12 protein-coding genes are annotated in these 12,505 nt (G+C 72.1%); 5 read left to right on the top strand and 7 right to left on the bottom strand.

Features of this window, described 5'->3' with window-relative positions:
- Positions 1 to 27 precede the first annotated feature (27 nt).
- The 5 genes from MXD59_RS09330 to MXD59_RS09310 all read right to left on the bottom strand — a co-directional run bounded on the left by MXD59_RS09330 (position 28) and on the right by MXD59_RS09310 (position 5,567).
- Positions 28 to 858 (bottom strand): bifunctional 5,10-methylenetetrahydrofolate dehydrogenase/5,10-methenyltetrahydrofolate cyclohydrolase, encoded by an 831-nt coding sequence (locus MXD59_RS09330; protein ID WP_248824346.1) that lies wholly within the window; start codon positions 856 to 858, stop codon positions 28 to 30.
- Between the two features lie 260 nt (positions 859 to 1,118).
- Positions 1,119 to 1,718: a TetR/AcrR family transcriptional regulator gene (locus tag MXD59_RS09325; RefSeq protein ID WP_248824445.1), complete on the bottom strand. Its 600-nt coding sequence runs from the start codon at positions 1,716 to 1,718 to the stop codon at positions 1,119 to 1,121.
- A 317-nt stretch (positions 1,719 to 2,035) separates the two neighbouring features.
- Positions 2,036 to 3,544, bottom strand: coding sequence for a DHA2 family efflux MFS transporter permease subunit (locus MXD59_RS09320; RefSeq protein ID WP_248824345.1), 1,509 nt, complete (start codon positions 3,542 to 3,544; stop codon positions 2,036 to 2,038).
- Positions 3,545 to 3,664: 120 nt separating this feature from the next.
- The gene (locus MXD59_RS09315) at positions 3,665 to 4,216 is read right to left on the bottom strand and encodes a pyridoxamine 5'-phosphate oxidase family protein (RefSeq protein WP_248824344.1); all 552 of its coding nucleotides are present in this window, start codon (positions 4,214 to 4,216) and stop codon (positions 3,665 to 3,667) included.
- Positions 4,217 to 4,316: 100 nt separating this feature from the next.
- On the bottom strand, positions 4,317 to 5,567 hold the full coding sequence (locus MXD59_RS09310; RefSeq protein WP_248824343.1) for a pentapeptide repeat-containing protein: 1,251 nt from the start codon (positions 5,565 to 5,567) through the stop codon (positions 4,317 to 4,319).
- 364 nt (positions 5,568 to 5,931) lie between these two features.
- Here MXD59_RS09310 and MXD59_RS09305 point away from each other — a divergent pair, with 364 nt between their 5' ends.
- From MXD59_RS09305 to MXD59_RS09290, 4 genes are all read left to right on the top strand, one after another.
- The gene (locus MXD59_RS09305) at positions 5,932 to 6,927 is read left to right on the top strand and encodes a helix-turn-helix transcriptional regulator (protein WP_248824342.1); all 996 of its coding nucleotides are present in this window, start codon (positions 5,932 to 5,934) and stop codon (positions 6,925 to 6,927) included.
- A gap of 163 nt (positions 6,928 to 7,090) precedes the next feature.
- Positions 7,091 to 7,576, top strand: coding sequence for a DUF456 domain-containing protein (locus MXD59_RS09300; protein WP_504858347.1), 486 nt, complete (start codon positions 7,091 to 7,093; stop codon positions 7,574 to 7,576).
- Positions 7,577 to 7,934: 358 nt separating this feature from the next.
- A complete protein-coding gene (locus MXD59_RS09295; protein WP_248824340.1) occupies positions 7,935 to 9,395 on the top strand; it encodes an arginine deiminase family protein in 1,461 nt (486 codons plus the stop codon).
- 75 nt (positions 9,396 to 9,470) lie between these two features.
- On the top strand, positions 9,471 to 9,932 hold the full coding sequence (locus MXD59_RS09290; RefSeq protein ID WP_248815280.1) for a hypothetical protein: 462 nt from the start codon (positions 9,471 to 9,473) through the stop codon (positions 9,930 to 9,932).
- Between the two features lie 154 nt (positions 9,933 to 10,086).
- On the opposite strand, the gene MXD59_RS09285 is transcribed toward MXD59_RS09290, so the two are convergent.
- Positions 10,087 to 10,926: a 4'-phosphopantetheinyl transferase family protein gene (locus MXD59_RS09285; RefSeq protein ID WP_248824339.1), complete on the bottom strand. Its 840-nt coding sequence runs from the start codon at positions 10,924 to 10,926 to the stop codon at positions 10,087 to 10,089.
- A gap of 6 nt (positions 10,927 to 10,932) precedes the next feature.
- The gene (locus MXD59_RS09280; protein WP_248824338.1) at positions 10,933 to 11,826 is read right to left on the bottom strand and encodes a metallophosphoesterase family protein; all 894 of its coding nucleotides are present in this window, start codon (positions 11,824 to 11,826) and stop codon (positions 10,933 to 10,935) included.
- A gap of 321 nt (positions 11,827 to 12,147) precedes the next feature.
- Between MXD59_RS09280 and MXD59_RS09275 the strand changes: the two genes are divergently transcribed.
- Entirely contained in the window at positions 12,148 to 12,504 is a 357-nt protein-coding gene (locus tag MXD59_RS09275) for a YkvA family protein (protein WP_248815277.1), read from the top strand.
- The last annotated feature ends 1 nt before the right edge of the window (position 12,505 follow it).

Below are 12,505 nucleotides of genomic sequence, written 5' to 3'. Positions count from 1 at the left end.
CGGGGCCAGAACCGGGGCCGGTCGAGGCTAGAGCTGGTGTGCGGCGCGGATCGTGTTGCGCAGCAGCAGCATCGTGGTGACCGGTCCGACGCCACCCGGTACCGGTGTCAGCGCCGCGGCCACCGGCGCGATCGCGGCCGCGTCCACGTCCCCGACCTGGCCACCGGTGGTGACGGAGGTCCCGACGTCGATGACGGTCGCGCCGGCCCGGACGAACCCGGCCCCGACCAGGCGAGGCCGCCCGGTGGCGGACACGATGATGTCCGCCTCGTGCGCGATCGAGATCAGATCGTTCGTCCGCGAATGGCAGATGGTGACGGTGGCGTCCTCGGCGAGCAGCAGCAGGGAGACCGGCTTGCCCACCACCGGCCCGCGGCCGATCACACATGCCCGGGCCCCCGCCATCGGGATACGTGCCCGGATGAGGATCTCCACCACGGCGGAGGCCGTCGCCGGGGCGAACCCCGGCAGGCCCAGGGCGAGCCGGCCAAGGCTGGCCGGGTTCATCCCGTCCACGTCCTTCTCGACCGGGATGCGCTCGCCCACCTCCCGTGAGCTCATCCCGGCGGGCAGCGGCGTCTGCACAATGATGCCGTCGACCAGCGGGTCCACGGCCAGGGCGTCGATGGCGTCCAGCAGTGCCGTCGGACCGCCGATCGGGACGTGCGGCTCGCAGCGCACACCGACCTTGCCCGCCGTGCGCTCGAGGATGTGCGTGTAGGAACTGGCAGCGGGATCCGCGGTCGGAAGGACCACCGCGAGCGTCGGTGTCCTGCCCGCGCTCATCAGCCGGTCGGCCTCATCGATGACGTACCGGCCGATCTCGGCGGCCATCGACCGCCCGTCGAGCAACCTCATACGGCGATCCGATCTTGGATGTGTGCGACCTCGTGGCGCCGAGTGACAGGCGCCACCACCATGACAGGTGTGCCATCGTGAAAGAATTTGGTAGTGTTTCGCGGCTCGGGCCCTGTCGTACCGTAGCAAGGCAGCGCCGTCCGGTACCCGCAGCGGGGTACCCACCGTGGGCCACCGCCGCATCCCCGTCCACAGCCGGGTCCAGATCCGTGACGGGATCCGTGGCCATGGCCGCCTTCCGTGGCCTGGTCGGCGGCCGGTCAGCGGGGCAGGTCGCGCAGGATCAGGTCGAGACCGGCGAGGAACTGAGCCTCGTTGTCGTCCCGCAGGTGCGGCGCCACGTCGGAGAGATCCGGATGGCGCTCCGGCGGTGCGTCGACGGACGCGACCGGTCCGCCGTCGGCACCTGCTCCCTCGCGCTCGAGGGCTCGGGCGAGTTGGCGGGCTTCGGACAGGGCGTGACCGAGCGTGTAGAACAGCAGCGTCTGGTAGACGTTCGCGGCGTCCACCGGATCCATGCCGGCCCGGTGAAGCTGGGCGACGGCATGATCGGATCGTTCCCAGTAGGCGCCGACCCCCGGTGGGCGGCGCAGCACCAGCGGTGCCAACGTCGGGTGCGCGAGCAGGGACCGGCGCAGCTGGCGGAAGTTCGCCCGGATGTCGGCGCGCGGGTCGTCGGACTGCGGCAGTTCCGCGGAACCCTCCCGCACAACACTGTCGAGCAACGCGTCCAGCAGCGCGTTCTTCGTCCGAAAATGCCGGTACATCGCGGTCGGATCACACTCGAGAAACGCACCGAGCGCCCGCATGCTGAACGCCCCCGCGCCCTGGGTGTCCACCACCTGGATGGCCGCCGCCATCAGCACCTCCCGCGACAACGTCCCCCGGGGCGTCCGCCGCGGCCTACGGGTGCGCCGCCCGCCTCCCGCGGACTCCGCCTCCCGCGCGGCGTCGTCCGGTGGTGGGGTGTCCTCGGGTGGTGGGGTGTCGTCCGAGGTGGGGGTGCTGTCGGGTGATGGGGTGTCGTCCGACTGGCTGGGTGTCCGCTCGTTCATGCCGTCGCCGCGCCTCCGCGTTCACCGTCGTCCCGACCCCGTCGCCACCATGATAATCAACGGTGTTGACGCCCTCCCGCGGCCGCCCCGTCCACCGTCCGGATCCACGAGCAGGTAGCCGTCTAGGGCAGCCGAGACGCCTGCGGGGATCGGTCCTGGGAGACGGGGGAGCCGTTCTGGTCGGACGGGGTGGAAGAGGCGGGCGGGGTGGCAGGGGAGGGGTCCGGGGGGAGACGGGTGTGGTCGGCGTCGGCGTCGTGGATGGTCAGGGCGGCCAGCATGCCGAGGAAGGCGAGTCCGGCGGCCACCAGGAAGGCCACGTGGTAGCTGGTCAGGTTGGGCGCCGGCTGGCCGCCGACCAGATGGGAGGTGCCGACGGCGGCGAGCGCCGTGGACAGGATCGACACACCGATGGCGCCGCCGAGCTGGCGCTGGGCGTTGAACAGCGTGGAGGCCCGTCCGGTCTCGGCGGGACTGACCCGGGCGAACGCCGCGGCCTGGGTCGGGACGAAGACGTGGGACATCGAGTAGCCCAGGCCGAACATGGCCAGGCGCATCCACCACAGGTTCGTGTCGAAGCCGACCAGGGACATCAGCCCGGCCATCGTGCCGACACCGAGCAGACCACCGACCATGATCCGGCGGGGACCGTACGCGGGATACAGGACACGGCTGGCGATCTGGGAACCGACCATGACGCCCAAGGCCTCGGGGAAGGTGGACAGGCCGGAGTTCAGCGCGGACAGCCCCAGGCCGTCCTGGAAGAACAGGGCGACGATGTACAGACTGCCGAGGAAGGAGGCGGTGGCCAGGAACATCACCGCGTTGGTGGAGCGGAACAGCCGGTCGGCGAACAGGCGCAGATGCAGCAGGGGAGCGCGGGAACGTAGCTGGTCGACGACCAGGGCGACGAGCAGCGCGACACCGACCACCAGGCTGGTGACGATCACCGGGGAGGTCCAGCCGCGTTTCGGGCCCTCGCTGATGCCCACCATGATCAGGGCGAAGCCGAAGCCGGAGAGCAGGAAACCGCGCAGGTCGAACCGTCCGGCGTCGGGCTCGACGTGTTCGGGCAGGTAGAGCAGCCCGAACAGGAACGCGAACAGGCCGATCGGCAGGTTCACGAAGAACACCCAGCGCCAGGACAGGTCCGTCACCAGCAGACCGCCAAGGACGGGGCCCAGCGCGGGTGCGAACGCCATCGGGACGGTGAGGATGCCCGAGGCGCGCACCCGCTCCTGTGGCGGGAAGGCCCGGAACAGCATGGCCATCCCGGTCGGGGTGAGCAGTCCGCCGCCGATGCCCTGCAGGATGCGGAAGGCCACCAGCTCGGCGAAGCTGTTCGCGAGCCCGCACAGCACCGAGGCCACGGTGAACAGCGCCACCGCGACGAGCAGGGTGCGCCGTCCGCCGAACCGGTCGCCGACCCAGCCGGACGCCGGGATCACCACCGCGAGACTGGCCAGGTAGCCGACCGAGATGGCGCTGAGCCCGGACGGCCCGATGTCGAACTCGCGCCCGAGCGTGGGCAGTGCGACGTTGACGATCGTGACATCCATGATCGACATGAACATGGCGGCCACGAACACGACGCTGACGGCCACTTTGGGATTGCGCGGCGACAAACTCACGAAACTACCAATCTCGTTGACGGCTGCGAACTTCCTACCGATCTTCATGTCGGTTGCCGTGGCGTCCCTCGAGACTGGTGTTCCCGGCCCGTGGGCGGTGAGCACCTGTTGCCGGGTGGCTTACGTTTCGTCACCCTGCCCGGCCGTCGCGCGGGGAACGGCGGACCAGGATTCGGCGGGCTGATCAGCTCCGTTGCCGCGACGCTGGACGCGGATGGCGGTGTAGCCGGGCCGCCAGCTCTCCAGGATGATCTCCTGCGCGGACTCGTCCACGCTGGTGCGGACGACCTCGGTGAGCTCGACGCGGAAGAGATCGAACGGTTCGGGTGGGTTGGCCGCGTCGGCGAAGCGGGCCAGCGTCGCCGGGTCGCCCACCCAGCGGGCGAGGCCGGCGACGCGGACGTCGCCGCCGACCATGTCGGTGCCGGGGCCGGGATTCGCGCTCAGGGCGAAGCGGGGGTCGCGGCGCAGGTCAGCGGCCTTGCGGGCGCCGGGCATGCTGCCCAACCACAGCTCACCGAGCTTGAACGTCGTCTCGATGCCGCTGGTACGCGGGGAACCGTCCAGTCGCAAGGTGGCCAGTACATGGTGGCGGAACGCCTCGAACCGGCTGCGGGCGGTCGCTTCGAGGGCGGGCTGGGCATCGGCGAAGTCCTGCCAGGATGTCGTCACCTCGCCATCCTGCGGGGTCAACCGTGCCATCTACTGACACGGTTGACGGACGGTGACCGCAGCCGTATGGGGCGTGGGACGTGGGGCGTGATCTGGCTGGCTAGGTGGCCGGGTCGGGCGCCGGGTCGGGGAAGGGGTCGTCGTCGGAACGGGGGGTCCAGAGCGCGGGGCGGCGCAGGCCGGCGGGCAGGAGGGTGCGCGGGCCGCCCTGGGCGCTGTCGACCTGGGCCTGGGTGAGGGAGGCGACGCCGGTGAGGTCGGCGCCGGTCAGATCCGCGCCGGTCAGGTCGGCGCCGGTGACGTCCGCGCCGCGCAGGTGCGCCTTCGTCAACGTGGCGCCGGTGAGGTTCGCCCCGACCAGTTCGGCGTCGGCGAGTTCCGCGCCGACCATCCTCGCGTCGGTGAGATCCGCACCGAGCAGACGCGCCCCCGCGAGCGCGATGCCCGGTAGTTCGGCGCCGGTGAGCTGGGTGCCGATCAGGCGTGCCTGGGAGAGGTCCGTCCCGATCAGATGGGCGTCGCGCAGGTTCGCACCGGACAGTCGGGCGCCGCGCAGCGTCACCCCGGACAGCCGGGCGCCGGTCAGGTCGGCGCCGGTCAGGTCGGCGCCGCTGAGCAGGGCGAAGGACAGCTCCAGGCCGCGCAGGTCGGCGAAGCTCAGATCCGCCCCGGTCAGGTCGGCCTGGTCGAGGCGGACCCGGCGCAGATTCGCCCGGGACAGTCCCAGCTCACGCAACGTAGCCGGGCCGGTGAGATCAGCGTGGCGCAGGTCGGCGCGGGCGACGCCGTCGAGGTGTGGTAGTCCGGCGAGGACCTGGACCGCGGCCCGGATGTCGGCCGCCGGCGTCACCTCCCCCAGCGGGCCGCGCTGCGTCGAGGCCGCCGTGCGGCGTGCCGAGTCCGTGCTGCGGGCCCGGACGAACGCGGAGAGCACCTCGACGACCGTGGCCTGGTCAACGGGGGAGTCGCGGGCGATGCGGCCGAGCGCGTAGATCCCGCCGAGGCGCACCTCGACGGCGTCCGCGGCGAGCTGGCCGACCGCGCTGGTGTAACGCCCACCGACCTGCTGGGTGGTCATGAGCCGCCCGGCCCGCTCGGAGGCGGCTCGAAGCTGGGTGGCGACCAGCGCCAGCGCGCCGGCCACCAGCACCGCCGCGATCATGGCGAGCAGCGCGGCCTGCAACGTCGCCCGGGACGCACCGTGCTCGCCGTACAACAGGGACGGCACCCAGATCGCCGCGGCCACGGCGGCGGCGACGGTGGCGACGCCCCCCAGGGCCACGGCCGCCCGGCGCCCGGGCGGCTGGTCCGCGCCCGACGGCCGCCCAGCGGTCAGCAGCGGCCTGGTCACGCGTGATCGCGCCGTGTCCGGCCGTCGGCCACGCTGCTCGCGGCGCGCCCGCACCCGGCGCTCCGGCTGCCCTGCTCCCCCGTCAGTCATGGCAGAGTTGGTATGCCCAGGCAGCCGGCGCCTGTCACCACCCCCGCCGGGTGCCCCGTCCTGCCGGAGCACCCGTCCCCCTCCCGGCATCCCCGTCCTTCCGGCGATCTCGTCCTGTCGACGGCTCGCGTGCTACCGAGGTCCGTGTCCTGCTGTCATCTTGGTCCTGCCGCCGTCCTCGTGCTGTGGACATCGTCGTGCTGGTCGCGATTCGGGTGCCGGCGGCGGCTGACGAGGACGGGTGATGTCCCTGTTTCGCGGCTAGCATCCCGGGATGCGCTCGAGCCGACTGACCGCGCTGCTGCTGTATCTGCAGGCCGTCCGCCGGGCGACGGCACCGGAGCTGGCGGCCGAACTCGAGGTGTCGTTGCGCACGGTCCGTCGGGACATCGCCGCGCTGCAGGACGCGGGCGTCCCGTTGTGGACCGAACCCGGACGTCACGGCGGGGTCCGACTTACCGACGGCTGGCGTACCGATCTTGACGGGCTCACCGGGGACGAGGCGGCCGCCCTGCTGCTCGCCGGGGCCGGGCCGCAGATCCTGGCAGGTCTCGGGCTCGCCACCGCGGCCGCGGCCGCCCGCACCAAGGTCCTCGCCGCGCTGCCGCCGCGGCCCCGGCTACACGCCGGTCAGGTGCACCACCGATTCCTGCTGGACGCCCCCGGCTGGTTTCGGCGGGCGGAGCCCGTGCCGCACCTGTCCGCCCTCGCCGAGGCGGTCTGGACCGCCCGCCGCCTCGACCTCACCTACACTCCACGTGACGGTAATGTGACGACCCGTCGCGTCGATCCGTTGGGTCTCGTGTGCAAGGCCGGCGTCTGGTACCTCGTCGCCCGACATCGCGGACGCGTCCTGAGCTACCGGATCGCCCGGATAACCCGGGTGGTCGCGCGGGCCGAGACGTTCGACCGTCCGGCCGGGTTCGACCTCGCCACCTGGTGGCGCGAGGCCGGTGACGACTTCGCCCGTTCGCTGATGCGCTGGACCTGCCGGCTGCGGCTCTCGCCCGCAGCCTTCGCCGACCTGCGTCTGGCGGTCGGTCCCGTCGCCGCACGGGATGCCCAGGCCACCGCCTCGCCCCCCGACGCGGACGGCTGGCGGGTGGTCGACCTGTCCACCGAGGGCCCGCGGGTCGCCCTCGGCCAGGTGCGTGACCTCGGCGACGGTGTCGAGGTGCTCGCCCCCGCGGACCTGCGCGCGACCCTCGCCGCAGAAGCCCGTCGCATCGCCGATCGCAACGCCGGCCCGCCCCCGCCCCCGACCCGGTAGCCCTGGCTCGCCGTCCGCCGGAGCTGTGGCGGTTCTGATCGTTGTCGCCGTTGCCTTCGTTGTCGTCGTGGGCGCGGGAGTCGGACGTTTGTCATGCTGTCCCGCAAGGTGTCGGTGGGCCGGTAACGTCGCCGAAAAGGCGGATGAAGAGGGAGGGCACACCATCAGTACCGCGCAGCTTCTGGCCGTCGCCGCAGTGATGGCCGTCGGACTGGTCGGTGTCGTGCTTCCGGTGCTGCCCGGGCTCGTCCTGGTCTGGGGCGCGGGCCTGTGGTGGGTGATCGCGGACGGCGGCGGGGTCGGCCGCTGGATCGTGCTCGCGCTGATGACGGCCCTGTTCGTGATCGGCGCGCTGACCAAGTACATCCTGCCGGCCCGGGCCACCGCCGGGCGTGGAGTTCCCTGGCCGAGCCTCGCGATCGGCCTGGCCTGCGCGATCGTCGGCTTCTTCGTCATCCCGGTGATCGGCCTGCTGATCGGCGGGGTGCTCGGCGTCTACGTGGCCGAGTTCGTCCGCCTCGGTGATCATCGCACCGCCGCCGCCACCACCTGGGCCGCGATTGTCGCCTTCGGTGTCGGTGTCCTCGTGGAACTGTTCGCCGGTGTGGCCATGGCCGCCGTCTGGGCCGTGGGCGAACTGGTTTTCTGACGTCCGCGTCATGACCTGTCGGGAGCTGCCAGGTGATGTCGTAATCTCGGTAATCTTTTTGTTCTGGGGTGTCGGACGTCCGGGTTCTGGAAATACCGGGCATCCGGGATGGTCGGCAGGCGAATTGTCCGGGGTGCTGGCGGGACGTTGCGGGTGAGGATTCACGGGGTGCGCATAATGTGCGAGTGAAGGACACGCGTCGGGAATTGGCTAGATGATTGCCGAGGTCCCGGGAAGGGGCGGGCGGGCAGGCTGGGATGAGCGGCGCGGGCGCTGGCCGGTGGCGACCGGGCCGGGGCCTGGTGAGTCGGCGGTCAGCGGGCTGGGGATGAACGGGCCGGCGAGGAGCAGATCGGCGGTGAACGGATCGGTGGCGCCGCCGGCTCCGACGGTGCCGATGGTGCTGGTGCAGAGTCCGACGGTGGTGCAGCCGGTCGAGACGTTCGTGTTTCGAGCGGGCCGTCCGGCCTACGATCCGGTGCGGGCGGCAGCGGAGTCGGCGACGGCGCGGGCGGCGCTGGTCGAGCTTGGTGTGGAGCCGCGTTCGCCGGCCGAACTGCTGATGACACTTCCCCGCAGCGTCCTGCTGGAGCTCGCGGCGCGGGCGGTGAGCGCGGACGACGACGCGCGGCTGCTGGCCGCTCGGGACGCGCTGCGGGACTGGTCGGTGCCGGCGTTGGCACCGGTGGTGCTGCGTCAGCCTCGGCTGCTCGTGGAGGCGGGAGCCGGCGGCGGTGTCATCGGGCCGCGGTCGGGGGCGGGGGCCGAGCGGCGAGACGAGAGCTACGCGCTGCGACCGCTGTCCGGTCTGATGTTCCCGCGGGACCATTATGTCGATCTTGGTGGTGCGGTGGCCGTGGGCCGGCTGCGTCGGCGGGAACGGGCGCGGGAGACGGTGGTGATGGCCGCCGTGCTGCGCGGACTGCGGGGGCGCTCGGCCGAGGTGCGGGTACCAGCGCCGCTGTATCTCGCCGGCGGGGATGTGGTGACCTGCGGTGGGGTCGCCATCCTGGCCACCGGCGCGCGGACCAGCCCGGCGGTGTGGGGCTTGCTGCGGCCCTACCTGAGGGCCTCGTTCACCCATGTCGTGCGGGTCCGCGACGAACTGCGGCGGCCCGCCGAGCCGCATCTGGACCACTGGCTCGGCCTCGGCCCCGGCATCGCGCTGGTGGCGGCCGATCGCCTGAACGCCCCGGCCGTCGTCGAGAGCCGTGTCGTCGAGCGGCCCGACCCCAGCGGGTACGGCGCGGCGGACCGCGGCGGCGGCTACCGCGACCCCGGATATCCGGGTTCCGGCTATGCGGACTCCGGCTACGCGAGTGGCGGCTATGCGAGTGGCGGGTACGAAGATGTGGGCTATGAAGGCGGCGGATACGAGGTAGGCGGGCACTGGGGCGCCGGAGACGGGCGGGCCGGCTTCGGGGGAGGCGAAGGCAGCGTCGACCGGGAGAAGGCCGGCAGCGAGTACGGCACCGAGGGGCTTGGCGGCCCGGACGGAGTGGGCATCGTCGGCCGGGAGACCACGCTTGTCGACGCGTTGCGCAGTATCGACCTCGCGGTCTGCCCGCTGGCACCGGAGATGGTCGCCGCCTTCGCCGCCGGAGTCTTCTTCCTGCCCGCCGCGCGGCTGGCCGCGGTGGGCGACGAGCCAGCGGCCCTGGTCTCGACGGCGAGCGCGCCGTGGACGGAACCCGTGCTGGCCCGGTTCGGGGTGCACACCATCGCGGTTCCCTTCGACGAACACCACAAGCACTTCGGCAGCCTGCACCGGGCGCTGAACACCGTGCCAGAGCCACGGATTCCGATGCCGCGGCAGTGACCGTCGGATATCGAGCTTCCGGCCAGTCGCGGGTTATGCTGGCATCGCATTCGCGACAGGTGGGAGAACCACGTCATGAATTCCCGCGAGCCAGTGGGCGCATCCGATCCCGGCCCGACGGATCAGAACATCATCGACCACATCGCACTGGAACTCCAGCTGATACTCGGTGCCCACCACGGTCAGGGTTACGGTGGTGTGGTGGTCTCCGCCGCCCGGGGTGTGGTGACGGTCTACCGGACGGAGGAACACGCTGCTGGAATTGACGCGGTCATCGCCGGGAGATCTGACGCGCGTCATATCCGAGTCGCATCGGCTCGCCACTCCCACGCCTGTCTCAGCGAGATCCGCGATCGTGTCTCGGCGGACCTGGACTACTGGCGGCGACGCGGAACTGTCCTCACGTCGCTGGGCATCGGGGCGCGGGGCGAAGCCGTGGACATCGGCGTCGAGAGCCTGGTCGAGGTGGCCGCTGTCGAGCAGCGGTACGACGGTCTGCCGGTCGCGGTAACGGTGGTGCGGCCCATTCCGTTCTGAGCCCCACGCTTTCCTCCTCGCAGGCGCTATCGGGGCTTGCGGCCCTCGACGCCACGGGTGCGCGGGCGGCGGCCCGCGGGGTGGGAACCGGGGCCGGTGCGGCCCGCGGGGCGGAAGCGGCCGGCCGGGCGGGGGCGACGTCCTCGTCGGCGCATCACGCGGTGACCGACGAGGCTGGGACGCCGTCGATGTGTGTGGCGGTGATCGCGGTGATCAGCAGGCCCTCGCCGACGAGCCAACGTCCGTCGAAGCCGGTCAGGGTGCCTGACCCGAGCGCGGGACCCGCGACCAGCAGTCGTGCGCTGAACGTTCCTTCGGCTCGCACCAGCTTCTGCGTGGCCGTGAGGCCACCGTGGCTCCCGCCCGCATGCCCCGCCGCTGTCACCGCGGCGCCAGCCGTCGTGACCGGGCCGACCGGGCCGACCGGGCCGTCGAGGGCGTCGATGGTCTGGGCGAGCGGCGCGGTGCCGGGCTCGAGGCTCAGGTGGGCGTCCTCGAAACCCAGCCAGCGTTGAGCCAGCGGGAACCAGGCCTTGTACACCGATTCCTTGGCGCTGAACAGCAGGCGGTCCCACCGGACGGCCGGGTGGGACGCGGTCAGCGCGGCGAGGCGGTCCGCCTCGTCCGCGACGGTGATCTCGTGGGTGACACCGGGCGGGTTCGGCTCGTTCGGCTCGGCGTCGATACCCAGGGTGTAAACGTCACGGGACCAGGCGACGGCGGCCGCCCGGTAGCCGGCACAGTGGGTGATGCTGCCGACCACGCCGGCGGGCCACCCAGGGGCGCCGCGCGGGCCGGGCAGGATCGGCGCCGGCGGCAGGCCGAGCTGGCGCAGCGCCTTGTGCGCGCAGATGCGGGCGGTGGTGAACTCGCGTCTGCGTTTCTCCACCGCCCGGGCGAGCAGCGCCGACTCCTCGGGGAACAGCACGGCGGCCGGTTCGTCCTCGAACGCCTCGACCGCGATGGCGGCAGCGGGTAGCAGGCTCGAGAGCACCGGGCGTCAGCCTCGCGCCGACGCCGTCGCCGACGCGTCGCCGGACGCGGTGCCCACCCGTTTACGCTCGGGCCGCGGTACGTACGGCAGGATCTGACGCGGCCCGATGTACGGCCGGCCGTACGCCTCCCACGCGGCCCGTTCCCGCGGATACCCCATCGAGACCTCCTCGAAGCGGACATCGTCGTACCAGGTCGTGCGGGGAATGTGCAGGTGACCGTAGACGGCCGCCGCCGCGCGGAAACGCAGGTGCCAGTCGGCGGTGGCGGTGGTGCCGCACCACAGGGCGAACTCCGGATACCGCAGGATGTCGCAGGGCTGACGGACCAGCGGCCAGTGGTTGACCAGCACCGGTGGAACAGCCGGATCGAGTGCCGCCAGCCGCTGCTCGGTGTAGGTGACGCGGGCGCGGGACCAGTCGTCGATCCGCGGGTAGGGATCGGCGTGCAGCAGCCATTCGTCCGTGCACACCACACCTGTGCTGCGAGCCAGGTCGAGCGCTTCGTCCCGGGTGGTGGTTCCGGCCGGACGGAAGGTGTAGTCGTATGGGATGAACAGCGGGGCGACGACCACCGGCCCGCCCTCGCCGACCCAGACCGGGTAGGGATCCTCCGGGGTGAGCACGCCGACGTCGCGGGCGGCGGCGACCAGATAGCGGTACCGGGCGTCGCCCCGTAGCCGCAGCGGGTCCTGTTTGGCCGTCCACAGTTCGTGGTTTCCGGGCACCCAGATGACCTTGGCGAAACGGCTGCGCATCAGCCGCCAGACGGCGATGATGTCGGCGGCGATCTCGCCGACGTCGCCGCCGAGGATCAGCCAGTCCTCGGGGGAACCCGCCTCGATGCTCTCGACCAGGCCCCGGTTCTCCGCGTAGCCGATGTGCACATCACTGACGGCCATCAACCTGCCAGTGGGTTGACCAGCGGACTGGCCACTGCGCCGGCCGGAGGGCACCGGCGACTCCGCGGAGGACACACCACGAAGCCTACCGGCGCCATCGCGCCCCTGTCCGCCCGTCGCCGGATCTGACAGCCGACACCACCCGCGGTCGCTACGGGTCATCGGTGGGCGCCGCGGATCGCCGGTGGGCACGGGGTGGCCGTCACCGAGGTGCCGGTGGATGTTCGAATCAGGTCACCGCGGGGCATGCCGCAGGAGATCATGGCTGCGTCGTGGGATGTCGACGACGTGCGCGCGGGTTCGGGCGAGGGGACATGGACGATGGGTGACTTCGGAACCGCGCTGCTGATCGGCCTCGGTGTGCTCGTGGCGGTCGGCCTTGTGCTGGCGATCGCCGCGCTGGTGGTGATCCGGCGCTACGACCTGCCGGTGCGCGGGATCGTGGCGACGTTGGGCAGCCTCGCCTACGTGGTGTCGCCCGTGGACGCCGTCCCCGAGATCCCGCTCGGCCCGATCGGCCTCATCGACGACCTGCTGGTGATCATCGGGGCCGTCGTGTACGTGCACGGACTGATCCAGTCCCGCCGCGGCGGCGGGAACGCGTCCGGCCTGTCCGGCGGTCTGCCCCACCAGCCCGCCCCGCCGCGGCTGGCCCGAGGCCAGCGCGGCCGACGCTGAT

It is taken from the genome of Frankia umida (assembly GCF_023242945.1).
GTDB lineage: Bacteria > Actinomycetota > Actinomycetes > Frankiales > Frankiaceae > Frankia > Frankia umida.
The sequence above is the reverse complement of the archived record's forward strand: the minus strand, read 5'-3'. Positions and strand labels throughout refer to the sequence as shown.